The following is a 25,446-nucleotide window of genomic DNA, read 5'->3' as shown; positions in this document are numbered from 1 at the left end:
CGGGACTCGCATGGAGGTCCCTTCACGGGTCGAGGGGCGTGACCCGCAAGCCCGAGGTCCCCGCGTCCGTCGAGGGGGAGCGAGCCCCGGACGCTGTTCGTCGCTTCCGGGCGCGCCACGACACCGGACGCCGCCCCCAACAGCCGGCATCCGGTGTCGCCAGCCGGGGAGGGGCCACCCCCTCCCCGGAGTCAGTGCGTCAGGCGGCCGCGCGGCGACGACGCAGCAGAGTCGCGCCACCCAGCAGGATCGCCACCAGACCCGCCAGGCCGAGGCCGGCGGTCGCCGCCCCGTCGGTTCCCGTGACGGCGAGCGTCCCGACGGTGCCCGTGGCCGTGCGCGAAGCGACGGGCGCCGCCGCCGCGTACGGCGTGGACGAGGCCGACGCGGTGGAGCCCATCACCGGCGTGGAGGTGCCGGAGGTGCCGGGGGTGCCGGGGGTTCCGGGCGTGCCGGGGGTGCCGGGTGTTCCCGGAGTGCCCGGTGTTCCCGGGGTGCCGGGAGTTCCGGGCGTGCCGGGTGTTCCCGGGGTGCCGGGCGTTCCGGGGTGACCGGGCGTTCCGGGGGTGCCGGGGGTGCCGGGCGTTCCCGGCGTTCCAGGTGTTCCGGGAGTTCCGGGAGTTCCGGGCGTTCCGGGGTGACCGGGCGTTCCGGGGGTGCCGGGCGTTCCCGGCGTTCCAGGTGTTCCGGGAGTGCCGGGCGTTCCGGGGTGACCGGGCGTACCCGGCGTACCCGGCGTACCCGTGTGCGAGCCGCCGGTGTTGCTGTCCCCGATCACCGACACGGCGTTTCCGCCGATGGTGACGGGCAACGAGATGGGGACGATCAGCTGGTTGCCGCCGAGGATGCTGCCGCTTCCGTCGGTGGAGATCCCGCCCAGTAGGCCGCCGGAGGTGCCGCCGGTGGTGGTGGCATCCGTGGTGGTGCTGTCACCGATCACCGAGACGGCGTTGCCGCCGATGGTGACGGGCAGGCTGATCGGGGCGACGAGCTGGTTGCCGCCGAGCAGGCTGTCGGTGCCGTCGGTGGTGATCTCGCCGCCGAGACCCGAGCCGCCCGTGCCGCCGCCTGTCGTGGCGCCTTCGGTCTCGCTGTCGCCGATCACCGACACGGCGTTCCCGCCGATGGTGACGGGCAGGCTGATCGGCGCGACGAGCTGGTTGCCGCCGAGCAGGCTGTCCGACCCGTCGGTCGTGACCTCACCGCTATGCCCGGAGCCGGAGTGCCCGGGACCGCCGTGCCCGGAACCGGGGTGCCCGGATCCCGGGTGTCCGGATGCCGGGTGCTCCGCAACGGAGCCGCTCGATCCGCCGGAGGTGGCATCCGTGGTGGTGCTGTCGCCGATCACTGACACGGCGTTTCCGCCGATCGTGACGGGCAGCGAGATCGGGACGACGAGCTGGTTGCCACCGAGGATGCTGTCGCTTCCGTCGGTGGTCACGTCGCCGATGCCCGAACCGCCCGAGCCGCCCGTGGTGGTGGCATCCGTCGATGTGCTGTCGCCGATCACCGACACGGCGTTTCCGCCGATGGTGACGGGCACCTCGATCGGCACGATGGCCTGGTTGCCGCCGAGGACGCTGTCGCTTCCATCGGTCGTGACGTCAGCGCCCGTAGCGTCCGAGCCGCCGGTGGTCGTGGCATCCGTCGATGTGCTGTCGCCGATCACCGACACGGCGTTGCCGCCGACGGTGACGGGCACGTCGACCGACACGAGGCCTTGGTTGCCGCCGAGCAGGCTGTCCGACCCGTCCGTGGACACGTCGCCGCCCTGGTTCGAGCCGCCGTCGTGGTGCCCGGAGTCGGAGCCGGATGATCCGCCGGTGGTGGTGGCATCCGTGGTGTGACTGTCTCCGATCACCGAGACGGTGTTGCCGCCCACGGTGACGGGCAGATCGACCGAGACGAGGGCCTGGTCGCCCGAGAGCAGTCCGTCTGCTCCCGAGGTGTCTGCGGCGTTGGCGATGCCGCATCCGAGGACGGCCAGGCCGCCTCCGATGAGCGCGCCCCAGAGGGCACGCGAGGGGAAGGTACGCATGAGAGTTTCTCCTGTAGATGAGTGAGGGTGCGCGAACGCGCGGGGTCGTGTGCCGTGCGATGCACGGCGCGACCGACCTCAGTCAGGAGAAGCGTCGGTGTCGTAGACGGGGATGCCGGGGAGGTCGTCGTCGACGTCGCCCCCGCGGGCGAGAAGGGTCAGCGCGAACGAGAGCGCGCCGTGGTCGGCGGTGGCGGCGGTCGTTCCTGTCGCTCCGGATCCCGCGGATGCCGAAGATCCGGCGCCGGTGCTCAGTGCGAGCGCCACGTGCGCCGGGTCGTCGGAGTCGATCGGCGCAGAAGGCACGTCGGTGGAGGAGGGGAGGGATGCCGGGGCGACGGCATCGAAGAAGCGTGCGACCCGGTCGACCGATGCCGTCGCGCGTGCGATCGCCGCGGCGGGCGAGACGACGGGCGCCGGGGGAGCCGCCGGAACTGCGAGCGCCGGAACGAGCGTGTCAGGCGCAGCCGGGGCGGGGGTATCCGAGGGGATTGCCGGCGGCGTCACGGAGGGAACCGTGACGCCGGGTGCAGGGGAGAGCACCTCGCCGCCGTCGCCGGGGAGCGACGGGACAACCGGAGCGATCTCGGGCGCCGAACCGACGACGACCGGGAGGGTTTCATCGACGGTGCCGGCCACGCCGGTGACGACGCCGCCCACGCCGGTCTGCTCGATGACTCCGCCGACGAGGGGGAGGGCCTCTGCGGTGTCGACGATCGGGTCGACGACGGCGCCCACGACGCCCGCGGAGGCGACGTCGGTGACGACGTCTGCCACGGTGCCGATCGTGCCGCTCACGAGGCCGTTCGCGGTGTCGACGAGGGCCGGGACCGAGTCGGCGACGGGGGTGACGACGCCCGCGACGGGGGCGGCGACCTGCGTGACGGGGGTGACGACCCTCGCGACGGGGGCGGTGACGGTCTGGGCGACGGGCGCGACCGTGTCGGTGACGACGTCCACGGCCGGTTCGACGATGGAGGTGGCGACCGGTTCCACGATGGCGCTGGTGACCGGCTCGACGGTCTGTGCGACCGGCTCGACCGCCTGCGCGACCGGCTCGACGGTCTGCGCCACCGGCTTCCTGTCGCTGGTCGTCGGCTCCGAGACGGCCTCCGCGACCGGCTCCACAACGGCAGTCGCGACCGGCTCGACGATGTCGCCGGCGGTATCGGTCACGCCGTTGACCGTCGACCCGACGGCACCGAGCAGACCCGAGCCGGAGTCGTCGGCGGAGGCCGACGTCGCGCTGGCGAAGAGGGAAAGGACGGCGATGCCGAGGGACACCAGGACACCGAGCAGGAGCACGCGCAGAGTGCGCGGCATCCCTGTCTTCAGCGTGGCATCCATGATTCGCCCCCCAAGGTGAATCGTCGGTGACTCCTGGGCGGCGACGTTACGCCTCCGTCGGCGAGGGCGAAAGAGGGAGGGTGAATTCTGAGTAGTGCCTACGTAACGAGCGGGTGACGGGGCGACACGCCGCGGTGTCGGAAGATTTGACATCGGATGCCGTCCGTCGGTAGGCCGACGTGGAGTTATCCCCCGAGTTGTACACATGCGTTTGTCAAGTCGAGGAACCTTCAACGCCTACTTCAACCGTGATTTCCCCACACAACCTGTGGAGAAATAAAAGCCAGATCAAGACGTATATATTGGTCCGAATCCACAACCATCCACCGACTTGTCCACAGGAGTTGTGCACAGAGACTGCGGCGTTTCCCGCACACTCTCCACAGAGTTATCCACAGGCACATTTGCGTGGGTCGAAGGTGGTATCTACCGTGGGGGCAGCCCATCGGGCATCCCTGTCACCCTGCGGCGCGCGTCAATGTCGGAGGTCGGTGATCGGGTGCTCCCGAGGTCGTTCCACCTCTCGCCGCCGCATCCTTTCGCGCGCGCGTGAGGGGGGCGCAGGGGCGGCCCGAGAGCAGAGGAGAGCCCGTGTCGATCGCAGACATCGCCGAGGAGCGTCTCGGAAAAGCACCGCGTCCCGAGCGCACACCCCCGCACGACATCCTCGCCGAGCAGAGCGCGCTGGGCGGCATGCTGCTGTCGAAGGACGCCGTCGCCGATGTGATCGAGACGCTCCGTGGCGGCGACTTCTACGTACCGAAGCACGAGCTGATCTTCGAGGCCATCCTCACGCTGTACTCGCACGGTGAGCCGACCGACGTCGTCGCCGTGACCGACGAGCTCATCAAGACCGGCGAGCTGCAGCGCGCCGGGGGAGCGGACTACCTGCACACGCTCACCTCGATCGTGCCGACCGCGGCCAATGCCGGCTACTACGCCTCGATCGTGTCCGAGCGCGCGCTGCTGCGCCGTCTCGTCGAGGCCGGCACGCGCATCGTTCAGATGGGTTACGCCGGCGAGGGCGACCCCATCGAGCTCGTCAACAGTGCGCAGGCAGAGATCTACAACGTCTCGGGCGATGACAGCGCTGAGGACTACATCCCCCTGACGGTGGCGGTGGATGCCGCTGTCGACGAGATCGAAGCCGCCCGCGGCCGCGACGGGTCGATGACGGGCATCCCCACCGGCTTCGCCGGACTCGATCAGCTCACCAACGGCCTGCACCCGGGCCAGATGATAGTGCTCGCCGCGCGTCCCGCCATGGGTAAGTCGACGCTCGCGCTCGACTTCGCGCGCGCGGCCGCGATCCGCTCGAACGCGCCCTGCATCTTCTTCTCGCTCGAGATGGGTCGCAGCGAGATCGCCATGCGCCTGCTCAGCGCCGAGGGCGCCATTCCGCTGCAGAGCATGCGCAAGGGCACGCTCGACTCCCGCGACTGGACGACCGTCGCCGCCACCCGCGGTCGTATCAACGACGCGCCCCTCTACATCGACGACAGCCCCAACATGACGCTGGTCGAGATCCGCGCCAAGTGCCGACGCCTGAAGCAGCGCGAGGGTCTGAAGATGGTCGTCATCGACTACCTGCAGCTGCTCACCAGCGGTAAGCGCGTCGAGTCGCGTCAGCAGGAGGTCAGTGAGTTCTCGCGCGCGCTGAAGCTGATGGCGAAGGAGCTGCAGGTGCCCGTCATCGCCCTGTCGCAGCTGAACCGTGGCGCCGAGCAGCGCGCTGACAAGAAGCCGGCCCTAAGTGACCTGCGTGAGTCGGGCTCGATCGAGCAGGATGCCGACATGGTGGTGCTGCTGCACCGCGAGGCCGCGTACGAGAAGGACTCACCCCGTGCGGGCGAGGCGGACCTGATCGTGGCGAAGCACCGTAACGGGCCGACCGACACGATCACGGTGGCGTTCCAGGGGCACTATTCGCGGTTCGCGGATATGGCGCCGGGGATGTAACTCCGAGGCCTACGGCTTCCAGAACCCCAGCGTGCACAGCAGCACGGTCTCGTCGTCGGCACCCGCCGGCGGGTCGATGGCCGGCGGGAAGACACCCCACTGACGCCACTCGTCGGCGTGTGGGGTGACGTGTTCGTTCATCCCCTCGATGAGCTCGGAGGAGAGATGGAACGGGATGCCGAACTCCTTGGCGATCGACCACGCCTGGAAGGCGCGGTACGTCGCGAGGTGCGCGAAGCCCTCGTCAGCCGGGTAGTCGCCGTAGGTGAAGTGGAAGGTGTCGGCGAAGTCACCCGCGCGGACCGCCGCCTGGGCTTTGTCGTTGAGGGCGTCGTACGAGGCGATCGGATCGTCGCCCCGCAGGTCGACATCGGCGAACGGGTCGCCGTCGGCGGCCGCCCGCCCGGCGATCACGTCGGGCACCCACGCTTCGTCGTAGGCGTGGCGGCCCAGGATGCCGAGCAGGGTGGGCGACTTGAGCTGGCTCCACTCCTTCGGCACGGATGCTGAGAAGTCAGCCGAATCGAGCTGATCGACGACCTCGCGGAGCGCGGCGTCGGCGTGGAGGAACAGAGTGGCGGGGCTCATGGTGGGGGAGGGTACTCCCGGGGTGGCGGTGGGGGCCAGAGGGGCCTTTTCGATTCGAGCCTTACTCCCGCTGGAGTCCGGCATCCGGTCCTCCGTGCCTGTGACCGGTCATCGCGTCCGACTACGGATCCGGAAGCTTGATCGGCTCGCCGTCGGAGCTGTACGACTCGAGCGGCTCTCTGGGAAGTGTTAAGCCGCCGGTTCGCTGAGGCGCTCGCCGAGCCGGTGGGACATCAGGGCGAGATGCGTGCGCCTCGAGCTTGAAGCGCTTTCCTAACCCTCCGCCGTGTCCGCTACGACGAGTACGCGCGTCAGTGGCACGACTGACCGCCATGATTCCGGCAATTGCGAGTAATGCTCCAGCACCATGGTGACGATGTCCTCGCCTGAGAGTAGCCGGAGGCCAGGACGTTGGCGCTCGATAGCTAGCGCATCACGTGAGTACCCGCCAAGGGTGACGAAGAGCAACAGCTCTCCCTGACCTTGCGTGCCGATCAGCTGCTGCACATCCGGCGCCCCGACCGTGCCCGTGTGATGCTTGCACTGGACCTTGATCAGAGGTGGTTCCACCCCAAGTGGATCACGGTGCGCGATGACGTCGACACCGCCGTCCTGGGAGTACTGAGTGACCCGGGCCTGGTACCCGACAGCGCGGAGCAGCGCAGCGGTGAACTCCTCGAAGTCCTGATGGCTCAGTTGCTTGTGAAGGGTCTCTAGGACGAAGTCACGTGTATGCCGTTCGATTCGTGATGCGCGAGGCTCGTCTATCTCGTCGTCACTTACCGTCTGGTCGGCCACCAGGTCGATGGTCTTCGCGAGAGCATCTAGAGATTCCTCTGCGCTGTTCAGCACCGCTAGGAACTCGTCGGCATGGCGCCGGACGCGGAAGACAGCGAGAACCGAGCCGATTTCATACAACGCTGCTTGCGTGAATAATGTTCGAGGAAGGCCGACGCGCTTCCATGCCACGTGTCGCCTGTGACGGTGAGCTGACGCCGAAGGCTCGAAGTAGTAGTCGCTGGCAATCACACCTAGGTTGATCGTCGAGTTCGGCTTGTACGGCGCAACAACGACATCGCCGATCTGCATTTCGTCGCGGAAGCGAGTGAGCACACCCGCTTGCCCGGCGATCGATCGCACCTTCGCATCGGGCTCGACCGCGGTGAGGGCGGCCTTCATCCCTTCACGCCCCGCCGCGATATCGGTCAAATCAGAGAGATTGTCCCACCCGAGGCTGATGAAGCCTCCGTCGACAAGCTCTGTGGTCAATGCGTTGTTGTGCACACCCCACAAATTCACTTCGCGGATCCTCCTCCCGTGGCGCATATGCCTGACCCAGACTTCAGGTACTCGTACAACATCGCAGGCAGCGCCTTTCCCAGCTCGGCGAACAGGCCGCTGTCGTTGAACAGATCGTCGATGAACGCGGGCGTCTCGTTCCGCACGCCGAGGAGGGCCCTCGCGAACGCCTTCGGCAGCGCCGGTGACTCAGCGAACTGCTGCGGGCTGTTGACGGCGGCCTGGTTCGCGAGGTCGACGTCGAGGGCGAGCTGGCCGACGATGTGATTCATCTGGAGATCGATGACGCCAACCCCGTACTTGTCGCCCAGGCGCTCGTTGAGCTTGTGGATGATCTCCTCGAGCGCGGACCGGTGCTTCTCGTGTATCGCGCCCGAGCCGATCGCGGAGATCGGGTCCAGCCCTGGTCCTTGCTCCAACTTCAGCGCCACCGATTCGCCGGCGCTGATCTTGTAGCCGACGAGCGAGACATCCGAGATGTCGACCGGTTCGAGGATCGTCGCGGTTGACAGCTGCGCGAGGATGCGGCGGAAAAAGTAGTGCCGGCGAGGCAGGTCGGTGTCTTCGAGGTTGCGGGCCTGGGAGATGAAGTCGTAGAACTTCACGAAGTTGCCCACGTCGGCCTTGAACAGCCGCAGTTCGTCTTGCTCGCTCTTGTCATCGTTCAGGACCGCGGCGACCCATCGCTTCTGGAACCGGTCCACCGCCGGCGCCGTCGCTGCCGATACCTTCGAGTTCGCATTCACCCCACCCGCGAGGGCCGCGTCGAACGCCTGCTCGACCTCCGACATGTCGTAGATCCCCGCGCCGTCGAGCTTCGAAACGAGGTCGTAGATCAGGTTCGGGTCTGTCGTCGCCGTCAGCGTCGCTTTCCGGTAGTACGGCAGGAACGCCTCCAGCACCTCGACAGGGTCGTTGACGAAGTCGAGGACGAACGTCTTGTCCTTGCCCGGGTACGTGCGGTTCAGCCGCGACAGGGTCTGCACGGCTTGCACCCCGCCGAGCTTCTTGTCGACGTACATCGCGACAAGGCGGGGCTGGTCGAACCCGGTCTGGAACTTCTCCGCCACGATCATCACGTTGTACGTCGCCGGCTTGAACGCCTCCGCCAGATCCGACTGCACGCCCGGGTTCTGCGTGCGCTCGGTCAGCCCCTCACCGACGTCGTCCGGGTCCTCGACCGTGCCGGAGAACGCGACCAGCGACCGCACCCCCAGCACCCCAGCATCCTGGACGTATTTATCGAGGTACTTCTTCCAGCGGACCGCCTCCATCCGCGACCCAGTGACGACCATCGCTTTCGCCTTGCCGTCCAGCAGCGGCTGCACGAACGCGCGGAAGTGGTCGACGACGATCTTCGCCTTTTGGCTGATGTTCGTCGGATGCAACCGCACGTACCGCACCAGCGCCTTCACGGCGGTCGACTCATCGACCTCCCCGGCACCGTCATAATCCCCATCAGGATGCTGCAGCTTCCACGCCACCTTGTACGGCGTGTAGTTCTGCAGCACATCGACGATGAACCCCTCCTCGATCGCTTGCTGCATCGAATACAGATCGAACGGCTCCGGCAGATCACCACCCTCCGGGGCCCGCCCGAACAGCTCGAGTGTCTTCGCCTTCGGCGTCGCCGTGAACGCGAAGTACGAGATGTTCGGAGCGGATGCCGTCACCTCCATCGCCCACTGCAGGTACGCGTCCGAATCCATCGGCGCCCCTTCCGCGACCGCCGCCTGCTCCGCCGGCGATAGAACCTTCGTCAACGCGCCCGCCGTCGACCCGGTCTGCGACGAATGTGCTTCGTCCGCGATCACCGCGAAGCGGCGGTTCTTCAGTTCGGGCAGGGTCTGGATCGCGCTGATCAGCGCTTCGAACGACTGGATCGTCACGATCACGATGTTCTTGCCACCGTTCAACGCCGCCGCGAGCTGCTTCGACTTCGACTCACCCGCGTCCTTCGTGATCGACTGCACCACCCCGGCATGCTTCTCGAACTGCGCGATCGCGTCCTGCAGCTGTTTGTCCAGCACCGTGCGGTCCGTCACCACCACGACCGTGTCGAACACCCGCTCGTTCGCGGCGTCATGCAGCTGCGACAGACGGTGCGCCAGCCATGAGATCGAGTTCGTCTTGCCCGACCCCGCCGAATGTTGCACCAAGTACCGGTTCCCCGGCGCCTCCGCCCGCGCCGCCTCCACCAGCCGGGTCACCGCACGCCACTGGTGGTACCGAGGGAACAGCACCTTCTCCGCGCGAGTCTTCTTGCCCGTATCGGGGTCGACATCGACCTCGACCTGCAGGTGCACGAACGACCCCAGCAGCTGCAGCCAGGTGTCGCGCTGCAGGATCTCCTCCCAGAAGTATGCAGACGCCGACCCGTCCGCGTTCAGCGGGTTCCCCGCCCCCTCATCGGCGCCCTTGTTGAATGGCAGGAAACGCGTCTTCGGCCCCGCGAGCTTCGTGGTCATCCGTACCTCGGAGTTCGAGACCACGAAATGCACCAGCGACCGCTTCGCGAACGCGAACAACGGCTCGCCCGACGGATTCCGGTCAAACTGATACTGCGTCACCGCGTTGCCGATCGACTGCGTGAAGTCTGTCTTCAACTCGACCGTCGCGACCGGGATGCCGTTGACGAACAGCACCAGATCCAATGCCTTGTTCGGATGCCTGACCGAGTAATGCACTTGGCGCATCACCCGCACCCGCACGTTCGCGTACGCTGCGAGCGTGTCAGGGTTGTTCGTCGTCGCCGGCCGGAACTGCGCCAACCGGAACTTCACCGCACCGCCATGCAGCGGCACCATCGAGAAGCCCTCATGTAGGATCCGGATCGTCCCGCCGTTCTTCAACGGATCGTTGTCGAGAGCCTTCGCAAGACGGTTCAGGATGCTGCGTCCCGCCGCCTCACGCTGAGCCTCGGTATCGCCGGGACGCACCACCTTCGCAAACTCCGTCGGCTGCGAATCCGCGAGCCAGCCGAGCACGTCCTCGGGGAACAGCGCGAGCTCGCGGTCGTAACCGGCGTCGGTGGGGGAGTAGAGCCAGCCGTTTGCGGCGAGATGCTCGGCGATCTCGTTCTCCAGCACCGACTCCAGATGCGCACCAGCAACACCACTCACGTCGCCACCCCCACGTCGATCTTGCCCGTCACCGCCGCCGAGATCAGCGCAGCACGGCGCTCATGCGCCAATTCAACCCCGCGACGTGCAGCGTCGATCGACCTGTCAATCTGAGCGCATCGCTCAGTCAAATACGAGTCGATCCCGTCCTGCTCCTCCCGTGGAGGTACCGGCAATACGAATCGACGGAGGCTGGACTGGGGGAGATTATTCGCGAGGCCATCGGCGCCGCTCACGCTGGACTCGACCTGCTCACGATAGATCCTCGAGTTGAGGAGCCAATAGAGATAGCTAGAGGTCGTCCGCGCACTCGGGATGAGTCGGAAGGTCTTGTCCGAAAGGATCAGCTGGTATGGGCTCTCTTTCACGAGAGCCGCTGAGCCAAGTAGCCGGATACTCCCACTCGCGCGGTTGACCAGAAGGTCGCCTGAGCGGACGAGTAACGAGGGATGAAAATCGAAGTCGTCGGGGAGCAGTTTGTGTTCCGTTGGCCGGTAGACCCCGCCGTTCACGCATCCAGACTTCAGCACTCCGAACTGGCCCTCGCCCTCGGCAAGACCACCCTCGGCTTGAGGACTCACGCCTTGCTCAATTCGCCGTAGCAAGTAGCGAAGGGGCATTGAGTCCCAATGAACCGGAATCGTTCCGAACCACCGATCATCGCTATCATCGGGGCTGTCTCCAAGACCCGACGTCAGCACAGACGTGATCGTGGCAGCGCGGCGTTCGGTGAGGAGTGCGATGAGTTCCTCGTTCTTCGCGATGAACGCGTCGATCTGCGCCGTCTCCCGATCCAGATAATCCGCAATCGCCCGTTGCACCTCGACTCTCGGGTGAGGAACGCGATAACTAGCGGCGTAAGACTCCGGCACGCGCTTGAGCCCACCCGCACCGCTCATCTTTGCCTCGCCGGGTTCGCGGAAGTCCTCAGATTGCAGAACCCAAGCGAGATACATCGAGTCCAGCTCGCGGGAGGGGCGCATCACGGTGATCTCGGTGGTCGCGAATGCGTACCCGCCAGGCAATCCCGTCGCTCGGAGGCCCTTGCCGTTCTCGAAGCATGGCGTGACCTTGGCATATGCGACATCGCCGTCCGCGATGAACGAGTAGCCCTGCGCAAGCTCGGCTGTGCGGCGCATTCTGGTGGAGTCAACAGCACCGAACTCCGAGATCGCCTCCATCGGGAGATAACACGACTCGTCGCCGGTCATCGCCGTCGGACGAGGGTTGAAGCGCACCAAGTACCGCAGCGGGACCTGCGGTGCGGCCAGAAGCTCGGACTGAACACTCACTGCTCTACCTCTACGAGTATTGCCCGGAGTTGGTCCATGACGGCGTCGAGGTCGCGGTCGATCTCTTCGAGTGGACGGGGTGGGATGTACCGGTAGAAGTGGCGGGTGAAGGGGATCTCCCCGCCTTCCTTGGTCTTGGAGTGGTCGACCCACGCGTCGGGCGCGTACGGCAGGACTTCGCGGGAGACGTAGGCGTCGACATCCTCGTCCCACGGCACGTTTTCGGTGTCGCGAAGCGATGCATCCGGCTCCGGGTTGCCCTTGACGTCGGCGCAGATGTCTGCAGTGTCGTCCTGCTCGCCGAGCTCGGTCGTCACGGTCTTGAGCAGCGGCGCGGCGAGGGCGAGGCCTTCGGCTTTCGCGGCATCCTTCAGCACCTTCTGGAACGCGGCGCGGTTCTTCCACACCGTGTCGGCACTGAGGCGATCAAGCGCAGCGCGCAGGGCTGCGGCATTCGTCTTACTAAGCTTCTGGATCGCCTTCACCTCGAACACGGCGTCGACACGTTGGGGCGTCGCCTGCCAGTTGAGCTTGAGGGGGCGTTCGACGGTGATGGTGCGGTAGAGGAAGTCTTCGTTACGGAGGATCTTCGATTGCTCGCCGTCCTCGAACCCGGCGTACAGGCGGACGATGGTCTCGATGTTCTGTGGGGACAGTTCGTTGCGCTTGGAGCCGAGGCCCTTGCGCAGCTTGGTGAACATCTCGCGACCGTCGATGAGCTGAACCCGGCCCTTGCGGTCCTCGTCTTTACGGTTCGTCAGCACCCAGATGTAGGTAGAGATGCCGGTGTTGTAGAACATGTCCTTCGGCAGCCCGATGATCGCCTCGACAAGGTCGTTGTCGAGCAGCCACTTGCGGATGTTCGACTCGCCACCGCCGGCGCCGCCGGAGAACAGTGGTGATCCGTTAAGGACGATCGCCATACGGGAGCCGCCCTCTTCGGGTTTGCGCATCTTCGACACCAGGTGGAGCAGGAACAGCATCGCGCCATCGCTGACAGCGGGAGTGCCGGGGCCGAAGCGGCCGTTGAAGCCGAGCTTGCTGTGCTCGCCATCGACGTACGTGCGCTGGTCTTTCCAGTCGACACCGAATGGCGGGTTGGACAGGCCGTAGTCGAACTTCTTGTCGTCGAACGCGTCTTCGGTGAGGGTGTCGCCGAGGGCGATGTTGTCAACGTCCTGCCCCTTGATGACCATGTCGGCCTTGCAGATCGCGTACGACTGGTCGTTGTAGTCCTGCCCGTAGAGGCTGAGCTGGATGCCCGGGTTCATCCTGCGCAGGTACTCGTCCGCGACCGACAGCATCCCGCCCGTGCCGGCGGTGGGGTCGTAGATCGACCGCACCACGCCCGGCTTCGACAAGGCGTCGTCGTCGAGGGCAAACAGCAGCTGCACCATCAGCGCGATCACTTCACGCGGCGTGTAGTGGTCACCGGCGGTCTCGTTGGAGCGCTCGTTCGCCCACCGGATCAGCTCTTCGAAAACGAGACCCATCTGGATGTTGCTGACGGTGCGGGGGTGGAAGTCGACCTGCGCGAACTTCTCCGTCACGACGAACAGCTTGTTCTTCTCCGCCAGCTTGTTCAGCGTCTTGTCGAACTCGAACCGCTCGAAGATGTCCCGCACGTTCGACGAGAACCCCGCCAAGTACGAAGAGAGGTTCGCGCGGAGATCCTGGGCGTCGGCGACGAGATTCGCGAAGTCGAACGGCGACGTGTTGTAGAACTGGTGCCCCGCGGCCTCCGTCAGCTTCATCTGCTGCAGCATCTCGGGCGCCGTCGCGACGGTCGGGGCGACGTTCAGCACCTCGGCCTTCGTGTCAGCGAGGACTGCATCGAGGCGTTTCAGCACCGTGAACGGGAGAACGACCGACCCGTACTCGGACGGCTTGAACGGGCCGCGCAGAGACTCGGCAATGTTCCAGATGAAGTTGACGTGGTTAAGCAACCGGGTTCGCTCCTCGTTGTCGATTCCGCCTAGCCATCGAGCCAGCGCCACACATCTATCCTGGCTGACAGGTGCTGACCTGAGAACCAACCGGGCGGCCGCCATCTTGATGCCGGCCTATACCGAATCAGTCCACTCGCGCACGTGCGTCGCCTCAGTTTTAGGCGCATCATGCAAGTAGGGAGGCGTTGCCGGCGTCCGCTGACTGATGGAAGATCCGAGGGCCGACGGAGTGGGGGCATGTCGATGAGGCAACCCTGGGTAGGCGCGACGCTGATACGGCGCTCGTTGCGCCTAGACGCCCATCTGGTGTGCGCGACAAGCGCAGAAGGGCCGCCCTCATCAGCCAATTGCTACGCGCAGAGAAAGAGGGGCCACTCGTGGATCATGTGACTATCTTCCTGGACGAGTCCACCGTGTCTATCTGTCGCACTCACGAGCCCTGCAATGAAAGAGCCCGTAGTGGATCGATCTGCGATGTGCGAGTGCTTGTTGGTGTCGGCGCGTGCGTCGTCGAGTCCGATCTTGACGCAGACGCGAGTCGCGCTCGACTCGCCCGCGTCCGTGAACGCATCGGGGTCCGGACTGGCGTTGCGTCCGCCCGCCGCATGGCAACCTTCGTCCGAGACGGATGGCACGCGACCGAAGACCTGCCGGAGTTTGCAGACCCGCTACTTGAGGAGATCGACACAGACGGGATGTTCAAGGGCCACGTCAGATTTGCCGTCCTCAAAGCGCCACCGTCCGATGTTGACGGTCTCTACAACTACCTGTTCGGCCGACTGCTGACTCACGTCCTGATGCGATACAAATCGGCAGGCCGGGTCGACGTGATCTTCGAGCAAGGAGGCGGCAAGACTCTCGCGGACTACCAGCAACTGGTGAATCCTCGGTTGACCAACGTGTTAGTGACGATGCAGCCGAAAGGCGACAATCTACTCGCCCTCGCCGATTATCTTCTCTTTGCCACCATGCGTTACGCTGCCCGCGCCGAACAACTGTGCCCTGGCGAAGCCTGCGCTGACTCGCATCTTCCGCCCGTTGCAGCGGCCGCTAACTTCGACGCTTTTGGCTCGCCCGTGGCGGTCGGTCATGTTCAGCAAGACGATCGTTGGCACAAGATGTACTTCGGATTTCTGCGGGCGATGTCGTCCGTGGTGCGGCTCCGTCCGCCAGCAGATGCGCTCGTCGAGTGAACTATGATGGGTCACGCCTCCAGGGAAGACTCGTCGACTGCAGTCAGTCGTGCAGGGTAGGCCATCATGGTTTTATTTGCTTCCCTGGGGGTCCTGCATGATTTTGTGGCCGACATTCTCTTCGCGTATTGGGCTATATAGCGAGGACGCGCGCGCCGTGACGCAATGGCAGGACTGGGCTCGGCCTTATCACTCCGATGTGAGCTTTCGCTCAGGTCGGCGGTGGCGCACGACTAAACGAGCGATTGGTCGGCTCGACATCGCGCTCAAGCTCGCGAAGGGGATTCTCGCTGCCGGGTGGGTTCCGCAGGATTGTGTCCATGGCTTCGTCAGAGGTCGTTCTACGGTATCGGGAGCGGCTCCGCACGTAGGCGCGAAGGTCGTGCTGGCCGTAGACCTGAAGGACTTTTACGGTCAGATCAGCTTCGACCGCGTCGCCCCCGCGCTGGCAGAACAGTTCGACACCGAAGTTCTGGCCTGGATCGAAGGTGTCTGCTTTATCGACGGAACACTTCCTCTGGGATTTCGAACAAGTCCGTACCTGTCTAACCTCGCATTTCAAGAAACTGATCGCTCAATCGAGATGATTGCTTCCGCACGGGGTATCTCTTACACGCGCTGGGTAGATGATCTGTCTTTCTCACACGGCGAGCTGGACGACGCATTCCTTCGCGCAGTGCGCGAAGTCGTCGGAGCCGCCGGCTGGGCCTTGAACGACCGCAAGACACGATTCATGCGGCGATCTCCGTATGTGCTGGGACTCTACGTCGGTCACGACGTCGATGAGCCACGGCTGCCCAGATGGGTCAAGCGCAAGATCCTTCTGGAGAGCTACTACTTCGCAAAGCATGGCGATTCGCATTTCGAGTCTCCCGGCGTCTACCCGCGCCTGACTCTCCTCGGACTCTGCGCGTACGCGTTCTCAGTGGAGCCGGAACTGGCGGATAAGATCTACCCGCGTCTCGCCGCCGGGATTCGTCAGTCCGGTCGGCGAGCCCGGCAAGCTGGCGACGCGGTGGATTCTTCGTACCTGAACGAGGCAGAATTCGACCGGCTGATCGCAGCGCTCCCGGATGAGTAAGAGCTCCGAGAGGAGGTGCCTCGATGAAGCCACCTCCTCATGGTGTCGGCGACGGATCAAGCGAGCCATTTTTCTCGTTTGCGAGCCGAAAATGGACTACAGACCAAGTGCGCTTCTAAGGGCGTCGAGATCCGGATCGATGAGGTCATCTTCCGGTGCTTCCCCCTCGGTACCGTGCGAGCCGTCCGAAGATGGAGCTTCGAATGCGAACACCACGGCTCGATTCCCACTCAGCGACTCGGCGACGACGCGGTTGATCTCTTCGCTGGTCGACCCGCGGGTTCCAACTAGCCCGGCTGCGACCATTCGGGCGAAGCCAGCACCGTAAAGTGCTCGGTCTGCTAGACGCGCTTCGGTGACCAGGCGCACCCCACGTGGGGTACGAAACTCATCCAGATAGAGTTCGAGGAAGTCGTCAGCGACGTAGTAGCCGGGCATGAGTCGCGTTTCGTCCGAGCTAAATGCGCCATCCCGCTTGCAGAATTTGAAATAGGCAACAGACTCAGAGAACCGATAGTTCGTGACGCCGGTGGAGGATGTACGCGCTCGATCATGGGCCAGCTGAACCGACCTGAGCCGCTGTCGTTCAGCGTCGAACTGGCGGTCGGGGCGATAGACCCACCCGCCAGAACCTGCCTCCATCATCTTGTACTGAACCAGAATGAAGGATCCAATCGGGTGGTTGTAGTAGATGAGATCGGCGCCGGTCAGTTGCTCAAGAGGAGCCTTGTTGGCGTTTATGACTGTGAGGGCGCGATCTCCTTGTCGAAACGTCAACGCGGCGGCCGCGAGCTGTTCCTCGCGAGTCCAGTCCAGAAAGTTACGCGCATCGACGTTGATGACGTGATCCTCCAGCTGATGTGCGGCAGTGAGCCGCGCAAGGAATGGCGCGCGATCACCCTGATTAGCCTCCATGCTTCTGAGCGCTGGCCTGAAGCTCTCGCGAGCGCCGAAGATTTCCCCAGCAAGCATTACCGCGTCCCGCTCCTGTTGCAGCACGACACCGCGGCGGCCGGGCTCAATGACAGTCCCGTTCAGTTGCGACAACAGTGCGCGAACGGCCGGGCCGTCGGTCCCAGCGAGACCCTCAAGGGCATGGACTATCCGCCGCGACGTCACAGGTGGCAGGCGCCGACCGCGATTGATCGCCTCAGCAACAGTCTTCAGTTGGCTTCTAGATAGGTGCAGATTCGCAATGAGACGGTCTTCGTCAATGCATTCGGTAAGCGCGATGATCGCTCCTAACCGGATCTGCGTATCGACGGTGGTGATGCGGCGGCCTGCGGTCGCGATAGCGATCGCAACGATTGAACTTTGCCATTCGTATGTGTCGCCGAGAAAGTCCGACATCCTGATGCGGCCGGCTGGCAGAGACACAAGGCAAAGCCTTCGACCCGAGAATCCAGCGGCATTGGCTCTGGCGGCGAACGTGAAGTCGTCGCCGGCCTCTGCGCGCCTAAGGAGCGCGTCAAGCTCTGTCGAATCGGAAACCGGGTGTATAACGATCTCGCTCACCTGCGCACAGTATCGCCAGATCCGATGCGTCGTGCGCGGTATCGGCCGATTGCTTCCGCCTACTCGCTCGTTGTCATTTCAACTCGTGGTGGACCGCCCGCGAGGGCCCATCAGCGGGCGTTGCCCGAACAGAGTTGATGACCGCTCGCTCCGGTCGCGCGCTAAGCCCAATGAGCTCAGGTCGCGATCTTCGAGCTGGACGATCGTCAGCGCAATGCCCGTCGCATCTCCCAGATCGCGAATCCTTGCCCTCGAGTTTGGAGGCCGAGAATGCCGATGAGTCAGTGGGCTCGTCAGAAGCTCACCCGCAGTTGGTGGCTGTTCAGCGAGCTGCTCGAGCGTGTCGATGCGTGGAACGCAGCTGGCGAGTTCACCGCGAAAGTCCAAGTGCTCCCTGACAGGACCGCAATTGATTTTCTGACGTCTGCGGGGTTCCGACGCCTATTTCCGACTGGGCGCTGCTCGTCGGCGACGCTGTACACAACGCCCGTTCTGCCCTCGACGCCGAGATCTGGCACCTCGTATGCGTGGTCATGCGCGAGAAGCCGGAGTTGACTATAAAGGTGCGACGCCGCGATCGGGTTGGCGTCCAGTAAGGCCGGTAGGCGGCCGCGACGCGCAGCGGGTGCGCCGCAACCGCACTTGTCACTCGGCGGTGACCGACGCGCTCCACGTCACACCGAACCGGTCGGTCAGCATGCCGAACCCGGCGCTCCACGCCGATGCGGCGAGGGGTTCGACGATCGAGGCATCCGTCGACAGGGTGTCCCAGTAGCCCTGGAGCTCCTCGCGGGTGGGGGTGCTGATCGAGACGAACAGCGACTGGTCGGTGACCGTCGTGTTGGTCTCGCGGTGGGTGGACCCGGGGGCTGCGATGCCGCCCTCGGTGCGGCCGGGGATGTCGTAGCCCATGATGCGGAAGCCGTTCTCGGCGGCGACCAGGCCGAAGACGACCTTGTCGGCGCCGGGGATCTCGGCCGGCATGCCGAAGTCGGCGTAGGTGTTGACGACGAGGTGGCCGCCGAAGACGGACTGGTAGAACTCGAGCGCCTGACGGGCATCGCCGCGGAAGTTCAGGTGGGTGGTGGTCTGCACGGGCATGTCTGCTCCTCGATGAATGGGCCGGGGTTGGCTTCGTCCATCACGGTGTCATCCGTATAGGTCGGTTTCTGTCCTAGACCGCGACTACGGTGGGCGACATGGCCACCACGTCGCGACTGCTGACCCTGCTGTCGCTGCTGCAGGCCCGGCGCGATTGGCCCGGGTCGATGCTGGCATCGCGACTCGACGTCAGCGATCGCACCGTTCGGCGCGACATCGATCGCCTGCGCGAGATGGGGTACCGCATCGAGACGACGATGGGCCCCGACGGGGGCTACCGCCTCGACGCGGGTGCGGAGATGCCGCCGCTGTTGTTCGACGATGACCAGTCGCTCGCGGTCGCGATCGCTCTGCGCGCGGCTCCGGCATTGGGTGCCGACATCGGCGAGGCGGCGGTGCGCGCTCTCGCCACGATGCGTCAGGTGCTGCCGTCACGGCTGCGGCATCGCTTCGATGCTGTCGAGGTGACGACCGTCCGTGGCGCCGGAGAGTCGCTGGCCGCGGCTGTGCCGCTCGACGTGCTGCTCACGCTTGCGCAGGCGGTGCGCGACCGCGTGACGGTGCGCTTCGACTACCTGCCGCGGGGCGAGGGAGACCCCCAGCCTCGGCGGGTCGAGCCGCATCACATCGTGACCTCGCACGGTCGGTGGTACTTGCTCGGGTGGGATCTCGACCGGGACGACTGGCGGCTCTTCTCCGCTGACCGGGTGCGTCCTCGCGTGCCGCACGGTGCGCCCTTCGTGCCGCGGGTGGTGCCGGGCGGCGACGTCGACGCGTTTGTCTCGGCGCGGTTCAAAGGATCGGACACGAACGAGTGGCCCTGCCGGGGCACCGTGCTGCTGCACGCGCCCGCCCGCGACGTGCTGCCCTTCGCGGGCGACGGCACGGTCACCGCGGTCGACGACGAGCGGTGCACTCTCGAGGTGGGGTCGTGGTCGTGGGGCGCGCTCGCCGCGTCGTTCGGGCGGTTCGAGGTGGCGATGGAGGTCGTCGAGCCGCCGGAACTGGCCGAGGCGTTCGCGGTGCAGGCGGCGCGCTTCGCGGCGGCGGGCCCTTCCGCGGAGGAGTCCCGGCGAGGAAGCTAGCGGCATGACCCAGCCCCTCCGCTACGCGATCAACGTCACCCTCGACGGCTGCTGCTCGCACGAGGCGGGCCTGCCGCCAGATGCCGAGTCCATGGCGTTCTGGACCGACGAGCTGCGCCGCTCCGACACGCTCCTCTACGGTCGCGTCACCTACGAGCTCATGGAGGGCGCGTGGCGCCGACCCAAGTCGGGGGAGTGGCCCGACTGGATGGATGCCAGTGAGGTCGCGTTCTCGGAGGTGATGGATCCGATGCGGAAGGTCGTGGCATCCGGAACCCTCGACGCGGTCGACTGGAACGCCGAACTGATCAGCGGCGATGTGGTCGAGGCTGTCCGGGCTGTCAAGGAGCGGCCCGGGCGGGGGATCGCCCTGGGGGGCGTCGCGCTGCCGGCGATGCTGGCGAGGCACGGGCTTATCGATGAGTACACGTTCGTCGTGCACCCCGTGATCGCGGGGCGGGGGCCGCGACTGCTCGACGGCGTGGACCTGAAGCTGGAGCTGATCGAGCGGCGGGAGTTCCGCTCGGGTGCTGTCGTGCAGCGCTACCGGCCCGTCGCATAGGGAAGGGCCCCGCGCGAACTGATTGCGCGACGCCCTGGCATCCGGATCTCTGGAGGAACGCGCGATCGGTGTCGTCGCGCTTGTGGGGACCGCGTGTCCCCGGACGAAGAGTCGGATGCCGGGGATGAACGGTCGGACGCGATCGCCACGACGCCACGAGGATCGGACCATGACCACGACCGCACCCGTTCCGCTCGCTCCGACGGCCTCGATGAGGTACGGCGGACTCATCGTCGTGATGCTGTTGAGCTTCTTGCTCGTGACGGCGGAGTTCCTGCCGAACGGAGTGCTCACCGAGATGGCGCTCTCGCTCGGGGTCACGCCCGGACAGGCAGGGCAGACGGTCACCGTCACCGCTCTCGCCGGGCTTCTGGTGGCACCGACCGTCGGGCTCCTGCTGCCACGCCTCGACCGCCGCACGCTGCTGATGGGGGCCGCGGCGGCCGCCACGGTGTCGAACCTCGTCGTCGCGCTGGTTCCCAGCCTGGTCGCGATACTCATCGCGCGATTCCTACTGGGTGCGGCCATCAGCGCCTTCTGGGCCATGTCGATCACCGTCGCCGCGCGGCTGGCGAGCCCCGACCGGATCGGTCGGGCGGTCATGTTCGGGTCGGCCGGCGTCTCACTGGCCACGGTGGCGGGGGTACCGATCGGGGTGGCGTTGAGCGAAGCGCTCGATTGGCGCGTCGCGTTCCTGCTCATCGGTATCGCCATGGCCCTCGTGGGCATTGCCGTCCGCCTCGCGCTGCCTCCGGTCCCGCCCGCTGCGGCATCGAGCCTGCGACTTCTCGTCGACACCCTCCGCCGGCCCGGCGTGGGCGGCGGCATGGCCGGACACGTGCTCATCGTACTGGGGCACTTCGTCGCCTACACGTACGTGCGCCTCTCGCTGGAACGCATCCCCGACGTCGACGCCAGCACGATCGTGCTGCTGCTCGCGCTGTTCGGAGTGGGCGGCCTGGTCGGCAACGTCGTCGTCGGGGTCATCGTCGACCGGGCGTTCGGGCGGCTGGCGGTCGTCGGCCCGCTGGTGATCGCGCTCGCCATCGGGGTGGTCGTGCTGTTCCCCGCGACCGTCGCGGTGGCCGCGGCGGCCGCCGTGTGGGGCTTCTTCTTCTCGTCGTGGCTCATCTTTGTCAACACCTGGGTCGGACACCGGATGCCCGACCGCCTCGAAGCCGGCGGCAGTCTCACCGTCACCGGATTCCAGCTCGCGATCATAATCGCGGCCGGGGTCGGCGGCATCTTCGTCGACACGATCGGCGTCGTGACCGTGGACGTCATCGGCATCGTGCTGCTCGTGATCGGAGCCGCGTTATTCGGCCTGTCGCTCAGCGCGCGGCGCACGCAGGCGGCGGTCAGCCGGGCTGACGGCTAGGCCGCGGGGGCGGCCGAGGCGCAGAGGTTCGACTGACCGGATGCCGCCCGCGAGGCCGCGAGTGCAACCGGTCCCACGCACCCCCGGCCGCACTCGAGCCGCGATCCTGGCGTGGGCGCCCGGGCGCCGCTGGCGAGACCGCGAGCACGACCGCGCCCTGGACGCTCCGAGGCGCCGCCAGCTAGACCGCCGCTCGCGACCGGGCGTCGGAGCGCCACACCGATGGCGCGACCCCGGTGTGCCGACGGAAGGCACGGCTGAAGCCCTCGTCCGACGTGTAGCCGAGGGCCCGTGACGTTTCGGAGACGGGAGTTCCGGCATCCAGAAGCTCTTTCGCTCTCCGCATGCGCACCTCGGTCACGAACGAGGCGGGAGAGCTGCCGAACGCCTCACGGAAGCGTGCCGAGAACACCGAGCGCGACATCGCGCCGAGGGATGCCAGGCTGCCGAGCGTCCATTCGTGCCCGGGGTCGTCGACCACGGCGGCGACGATCCGAGCGAGGAACGGATCGTCGGCTCGCGGCGGCCACGCCGTCGAACGGTCGCCGGTCGCCCACGCGCGCAGCGCCGACAGGAGAACGGTCGTCACCATAAGTCGGCAGATCGTCTGGTCTCCGGAGCGGGGCCGGTCGGCATCCGGAAAAGGTGAGCCGAGGTGCGCGGCGAGGTGCGCCGCCGCGGGCTCGGCGGCAGCGAAGCCGCTGATGAACACGAACGGCGGCAGGGCACGCGTGTCGACGGTGGGCGTGATCGTCAACGGGATGACGGTCACCTCGGCGCTCGACTGCGACAGCAGCCGAGGAGCGCCGCACCCGAGGGTGAGGAACGCGTCGCCGGCCAGCAGGGTGCGCGTTCCTCGGGAGGCTTCGGCGGCGCCCGAGGCGGCATCCACATCACACGCCGAACCCGGAGACGTGCGCCCCGTGATCTCTCCGGCGCGCACGAAGACGAGCGTGGCCTTGCCCGGTTCGAGGGGAAGCGCGTCACCCGCGCCCAGGGAGAGACGGCGCGTGTCGCCGGGCCTCACGTCCAGCGAAGCCAGAGCGCGTTCGAGTGCGGGCTCGGTCGTCACAGGGGCGGGAACCGTCGGGGAGCGGATCGTATTCCGAGTGGGGATCCGGCTAACCCGACGTTTCGCCCTCGGGGCCGTCGCGATCGCTCGTCCGCGAGGTCGCGACAATCGCCACCCCCACGGCGAGCACGGCCGCATTCGACCAGAAGATCGCCACGAGCCCAAACGGCCCGGCGACCAGCCCGACGCTCACGGGGATCAACACCTGCAGCACGCGGTTGGCGGTCAGGCGCAGGCCGAGCGCGGCGCCGTGCACCGCGGGCGGGGTGATCGCGGTGGTCCAGGCCATCGTCAGGGGTTGGGGGAGGCCGAGGGCGATGCCGAGCGCGATCATCACGGGGATCGCGCCCCAGGGGTTCGCGAAGGGCAGGGCGACGAGACTCGCGACGCCCAGGAGCATCGCCAGGACGAGCAGGGCGCGGCGCCCGAATCGCGCGACGATGCGGGCGAGACCGAGTCGGCTTACGACCGAGACGATCGCGCGCAGGGCGAGCAGCAGGCCGACGGTGACCGGGGCGATGCCCTTGTCGACCGCCCACAGCGGCACGAAGGTGTAAAGCAGGTCGACCGTCACCAGCACAGCCCCGCTGACCGCAAGGGCGCGCCACAGCTCGGGCGCCTTCATCGCCGCCGAGAGCGGAGCGCGCGGGGCCTTCGCGGCGGTGGTGCGGCGGTGCGTGTCGCCGCGACGGAGGAAGAGGATCAGCGGTAGGGCCAGCACCGTGAAGGCGAGGCAGACGGCGAAGCCCGCCGTGGTGTCGGGCTGATCGCGCGCGGCGAGGGTCGCGGCGACGGTGACGGCCGGGGGACCGATCAGCTGACCGATGGATGCCGCGGCGCTGAGGGTGCCGAAGCCGCTGTCCATCGAGCCTCCGCGACTCGCGTGCGCGACGAAGGTCTGCTGGCCGATCATCACGCAGAGGTGTCCCAGCCCGATGGTCAAGGTCGCGGCGAACAGGAGCACGACGCTCGACGGCAGGGCGAGCACGACGATCGCACCGGCCGAGGCGATGAAAAGGCCGGCGAAGGCGACGGTGCTGCCACCGAAGCGGTCGCAGATGCGGCCCGCGGGAAGGGCCGCGACGATCGTCGGAACGGCGAAGGATGCCGCGAGCGCGGCGAGCAGCAGCGGATCGCCGCCCAGCTCGAGCGCGCGGTAGCCGACCATCAGCCGGACGCCGACCCACGAGGCCTGCGACAGCGCCGCCTGGGTGCTGAGCGCAGCCCGCCAGGCGGGGCCGGTCACGGCCGGAGGGGGATCTCGTCGGTGCCGCCGAGCATGCGGGTGAGGCCGTCGATGTCTTCGCGGACGGCGTGGTACCGCTCGGAGTCGAGGTGGTAGACCGCGAGCTGGAGTGTGTAGCAGATGGCCATCGGCACGAAGAGGGTGCGGTACTCGCTGTCGGCGCTGCGGAGGGCCGCGATGAGGTGGTCGGGAGCGGGCCGGAACTGGGCACCCGGCACGTCGGTGATCAGCAGGCTGCGTCCGCGTCGGCGCTGCGCCTCGGCGATGAGGGCGGGGAGCATCCGCGGGGTCTCGCGCAGAGCGAAGCCGATCAGCATGCTGGTGGAGTCGAACGGCACGAAGCGCTCGGCGAGGTCTTTCGCCTGGGGCGAGAGGGTGACCACGACCATCCCCAGGCGCCGGAACCGGCGGGCCAGCAGTTCTTGCAGCGAGCGGGCGTCGCCGTTCGCGAAGATGTAGACGACCCCGGCGCCGGCGATGTCGCGGGCGGCCGCGTCGATCGCGGACTGGGGGACGAACTCCGACAGCCGCTCGAGGCCGGCTCGCTCGTCGGCGACGAAGGATGCCAGGTCGGCCCCGGACTCCTGCCGCATCGGCGCTCCCGAGAGCGCGGGGTTCACCTCGTCGGCGCGGAGGTCGCGACGCAGGTCGGGGTACCCGCGGTAGCCCAGCTTCTGCGCGAGACGCACCACGGTGGACTCGTGCGTGCCGGCCTGAGCGGCCACGTCGGCCGCCGTCGTCGACGATGTCGCGGCGCTCAGCAGCACCGTCATGACCTTCTGCTCCGTGGTGCTCAAGGCGGCGGTGTTGCGAGTCGCGACGGCGCGGAAGCTCATGGTCTCTCCTTCGAGGCACGACGCCGATCAAGCGGGTCGGGTTGTTGACAAGTCTGGACCATCCTGCAATCCTGTGCAAGTGCGCAAGTTGCGTCAGCGGCCTTGCACACACTCCTAGCACAAAACCCGCAGAGAGGCGGATGACGATGGCGTCTGATGTGGTGCAAACCTCGTCCCCGACGAGGGCACGGCAATACCTGGAGTGGTCTGTCGTGGCGATCGGTGCCGTCACCGGCATCGCGGTCATGGTGTCGGGCTTCGGCTACGGCCTGACCAACGTGACCGGGGTGGGCGCAGGCTTCTTCCCGGTCGTCGCGGGAGCCACGATCGCCCTCGGCGCGGTCCTCTGGGCGCTGCAGTTGCTCGGCGCGGGTCGCGCGCAACGCCGGGATGCCGACCGGTCGGAGTTCGCGGCGCGGACCCCCTTCGAGGGCAACCGCGTCGACCCGCCCACCGACACCGCGATCGGCGTGCTCGTCGTCGACGGGATCGATGAGGAAGACGACGACATCGCCCTCCCCGACCGTCGCGGAGTGCTGCGCGTCGCCATCGTGGCGGGATCGCTCGTGCTCGCAGCGATCCTCCTCCCGGTGCTCGGGTACCTCCTCACCATGACGCTGCTGCTCTTCAGCGTGATGACGCTCGTCAGCGCTCGCCGCTGGTGGGTCGCCCTCCTCATCGCGGTCGGCGTCGCCGTCGTCAGCCGGTTCGTCTTCGCCGACCTGCTCGGCACCGCCCTCCCGCACTCGAGCATCACCGTGCTCCGGATGATCGGCCTCTGAC

At 66.7% G+C, this 25,446-nt stretch carries 19 protein-coding genes; 7 read left to right on the top strand and 12 right to left on the bottom strand.

The features are described 5' to 3' along the window. Positions 1–199: 199 nt before the first annotated feature. Positions 200–2,038: a chaplin family protein gene (locus ACTJJP_RS11470; protein ID WP_440775143.1), complete on the bottom strand. Its 1,839-nt coding sequence runs from the start codon at positions 2,036–2,038 to the stop codon at positions 200–202. A 78-nt stretch (positions 2,039–2,116) separates the two neighbouring features. After that, positions 2,117–3,385: a hypothetical protein gene (locus ACTJJP_RS11465; RefSeq protein WP_440775142.1), complete on the bottom strand. Its 1,269-nt coding sequence runs from the start codon at positions 3,383–3,385 to the stop codon at positions 2,117–2,119. Positions 3,386–3,976: 591 nt separating this feature from the next. Between ACTJJP_RS11465 and dnaB the strand changes: the two genes are divergently transcribed. After that, positions 3,977–5,344: a replicative DNA helicase gene (gene dnaB, locus ACTJJP_RS11460; protein WP_440775141.1), complete on the top strand. Its 1,368-nt coding sequence runs from the start codon at positions 3,977–3,979 to the stop codon at positions 5,342–5,344. Between the two features lie 9 nt (positions 5,345–5,353). Here dnaB and ACTJJP_RS11455 read toward each other — a convergent pair whose 3' ends face one another. The 5 genes from ACTJJP_RS11455 to ACTJJP_RS11435 form a co-directional block, all read right to left on the bottom strand. Next, positions 5,354–5,932, bottom strand: a complete 579-nt coding sequence (locus tag ACTJJP_RS11455) for a hypothetical protein (protein ID WP_440775140.1) — start codon at positions 5,930–5,932, stop codon at positions 5,354–5,356. Between the two features lie 273 nt (positions 5,933–6,205). Continuing rightward, positions 6,206–7,231 (bottom strand): restriction endonuclease, encoded by a 1,026-nt coding sequence (locus ACTJJP_RS11450; protein WP_440775139.1) that lies wholly within the window; start codon positions 7,229–7,231, stop codon positions 6,206–6,208. After that, the gene (locus ACTJJP_RS11445) at positions 7,228–10,218 is read right to left on the bottom strand and encodes a type I restriction endonuclease subunit R (RefSeq protein WP_440775138.1); all 2,991 of its coding nucleotides are present in this window, start codon (positions 10,216–10,218) and stop codon (positions 7,228–7,230) included. Before ACTJJP_RS11445 ends, ACTJJP_RS11450 begins: the two co-directional genes overlap by 4 nt. Before the next feature lie 131 nt (positions 10,219–10,349). After that, positions 10,350–11,645, bottom strand: a complete 1,296-nt coding sequence (locus ACTJJP_RS11440) for a hypothetical protein (protein ID WP_440775137.1) — start codon at positions 11,643–11,645, stop codon at positions 10,350–10,352. Beyond that, complete coding sequence (locus tag ACTJJP_RS11435) at positions 11,642–13,591, bottom strand: type I restriction-modification system subunit M (protein WP_440775136.1); 1,950 nt, start codon at positions 13,589–13,591, stop codon at positions 11,642–11,644. Before ACTJJP_RS11435 ends, ACTJJP_RS11440 begins: the two co-directional genes overlap by 4 nt. A gap of 608 nt (positions 13,592–14,199) precedes the next feature. On the opposite strand from ACTJJP_RS11435, the gene ACTJJP_RS11430 reads away from it, so the two are divergent. Continuing rightward, on the top strand, positions 14,200–14,787 hold the full coding sequence (locus tag ACTJJP_RS11430; protein WP_440775135.1) for a hypothetical protein: 588 nt from the start codon (positions 14,200–14,202) through the stop codon (positions 14,785–14,787). A gap of 157 nt (positions 14,788–14,944) precedes the next feature. Continuing rightward, the gene (locus ACTJJP_RS11425) at positions 14,945–15,868 is read left to right on the top strand and encodes a reverse transcriptase family protein (protein ID WP_440775134.1); all 924 of its coding nucleotides are present in this window, start codon (positions 14,945–14,947) and stop codon (positions 15,866–15,868) included. 96 nt (positions 15,869–15,964) lie between these two features. Here ACTJJP_RS11425 and ACTJJP_RS11420 read toward each other — a convergent pair whose 3' ends face one another. Continuing rightward, positions 15,965–17,383: a hypothetical protein gene (locus ACTJJP_RS11420; RefSeq protein ID WP_440775133.1), complete on the bottom strand. Its 1,419-nt coding sequence runs from the start codon at positions 17,381–17,383 to the stop codon at positions 15,965–15,967. Between the two features lie 645 nt (positions 17,384–18,028). Beyond that, positions 18,029–18,484: a VOC family protein gene (locus ACTJJP_RS11415; protein ID WP_440775132.1), complete on the bottom strand. Its 456-nt coding sequence runs from the start codon at positions 18,482–18,484 to the stop codon at positions 18,029–18,031. Between the two features lie 98 nt (positions 18,485–18,582). On the opposite strand from ACTJJP_RS11415, the gene ACTJJP_RS11410 reads away from it, so the two are divergent. From ACTJJP_RS11410 to ACTJJP_RS11400, 3 genes are all read left to right on the top strand, one after another. Next, positions 18,583–19,569 carry a helix-turn-helix transcriptional regulator gene (locus tag ACTJJP_RS11410; protein WP_440775131.1) on the top strand — a complete coding sequence of 329 codons (987 nt, stop codon included), beginning with the start codon at positions 18,583–18,585 and terminating at the stop codon, positions 19,567–19,569. A 4-nt stretch (positions 19,570–19,573) separates the two neighbouring features. Beyond that, a complete protein-coding gene (locus ACTJJP_RS11405) occupies positions 19,574–20,131 on the top strand; it encodes a dihydrofolate reductase family protein (RefSeq protein ID WP_440775130.1) in 558 nt (185 codons plus the stop codon). A 169-nt stretch (positions 20,132–20,300) separates the two neighbouring features. Next, positions 20,301–21,509: an MFS transporter gene (locus tag ACTJJP_RS11400; RefSeq protein ID WP_440775129.1), complete on the top strand. Its 1,209-nt coding sequence runs from the start codon at positions 20,301–20,303 to the stop codon at positions 21,507–21,509. Between the two features lie 181 nt (positions 21,510–21,690). Here the strand turns inward: ACTJJP_RS11400 and ACTJJP_RS11395 are convergent, their stop codons facing one another. From ACTJJP_RS11395 to ACTJJP_RS11385, 3 genes are read right to left on the bottom strand one after another with little or no spacing between them, the layout of a single operon-like run. Then, the gene (locus ACTJJP_RS11395) at positions 21,691–22,581 is read right to left on the bottom strand and encodes a helix-turn-helix transcriptional regulator (protein ID WP_440775128.1); all 891 of its coding nucleotides are present in this window, start codon (positions 22,579–22,581) and stop codon (positions 21,691–21,693) included. Positions 22,582–22,630: 49 nt separating this feature from the next. Next, positions 22,631–23,827: an MFS transporter gene (locus tag ACTJJP_RS11390; RefSeq protein ID WP_440775127.1), complete on the bottom strand. Its 1,197-nt coding sequence runs from the start codon at positions 23,825–23,827 to the stop codon at positions 22,631–22,633. Next, on the bottom strand, positions 23,824–24,663 hold the full coding sequence (locus ACTJJP_RS11385; protein ID WP_440775126.1) for a MurR/RpiR family transcriptional regulator: 840 nt from the start codon (positions 24,661–24,663) through the stop codon (positions 23,824–23,826). The genes ACTJJP_RS11390 and ACTJJP_RS11385 overlap by 4 nt, the downstream gene beginning before the upstream one ends. A gap of 212 nt (positions 24,664–24,875) precedes the next feature. Here ACTJJP_RS11385 and ACTJJP_RS11380 point away from each other — a divergent pair, with 212 nt between their 5' ends. Then, on the top strand, positions 24,876–25,445 hold the full coding sequence (locus ACTJJP_RS11380; RefSeq protein WP_440775125.1) for a tripartite tricarboxylate transporter TctB family protein: 570 nt from the start codon (positions 24,876–24,878) through the stop codon (positions 25,443–25,445). Position 25,446: the final 1 nt, after the last annotated feature.

This window comes from Microbacterium sp. 22296 (genome assembly GCF_052045385.1).
In the GTDB taxonomy this organism is placed as follows: Bacteria; Actinomycetota; Actinomycetes; order Actinomycetales; family Microbacteriaceae; genus Microbacterium.
Note: the sequence above shows the minus strand (reverse complement) of the source record. Positions and strands in the feature narration are given on the sequence as shown.

What these genes read in the sequence shown, in the direction of transcription:
- ACTJJP_RS11470 (WP_440775143.1), bottom strand. Translation starts at nt 2,038, where the DNA reads ATGCGTACCTTCCCCTCGCGTGCCCTCTGGGGCGCGCTCATCGGAGGC.
- ACTJJP_RS11465 (WP_440775142.1), bottom strand. Translation starts at nt 3,385, where the DNA reads ATGGATGCCACGCTGAAGACAGGGATGCCGCGCACTCTGCGCGTGCTC.
- ACTJJP_RS11455 (WP_440775140.1), bottom strand. Translation starts at nt 5,932, where the DNA reads ATGAGCCCCGCCACTCTGTTCCTCCACGCCGACGCCGCGCTCCGCGAG.
- ACTJJP_RS11430 (WP_440775135.1), top strand. Translation starts at nt 14,200, where the DNA reads ATGGCAACCTTCGTCCGAGACGGATGGCACGCGACCGAAGACCTGCCG.
- ACTJJP_RS11415 (WP_440775132.1), bottom strand. Translation starts at nt 18,484, where the DNA reads ATGCCCGTGCAGACCACCACCCACCTGAACTTCCGCGGCGATGCCCGT.
- ACTJJP_RS11410 (WP_440775131.1), top strand. Translation starts at nt 18,583, where the DNA reads ATGGCCACCACGTCGCGACTGCTGACCCTGCTGTCGCTGCTGCAGGCC.
- ACTJJP_RS11405 (WP_440775130.1), top strand. Translation starts at nt 19,574, where the DNA reads ATGACCCAGCCCCTCCGCTACGCGATCAACGTCACCCTCGACGGCTGC.
- ACTJJP_RS11400 (WP_440775129.1), top strand. Translation starts at nt 20,301, where the DNA reads ATGACCACGACCGCACCCGTTCCGCTCGCTCCGACGGCCTCGATGAGG.
- ACTJJP_RS11385 (WP_440775126.1), bottom strand. Translation starts at nt 24,663, where the DNA reads ATGAGCTTCCGCGCCGTCGCGACTCGCAACACCGCCGCCTTGAGCACC.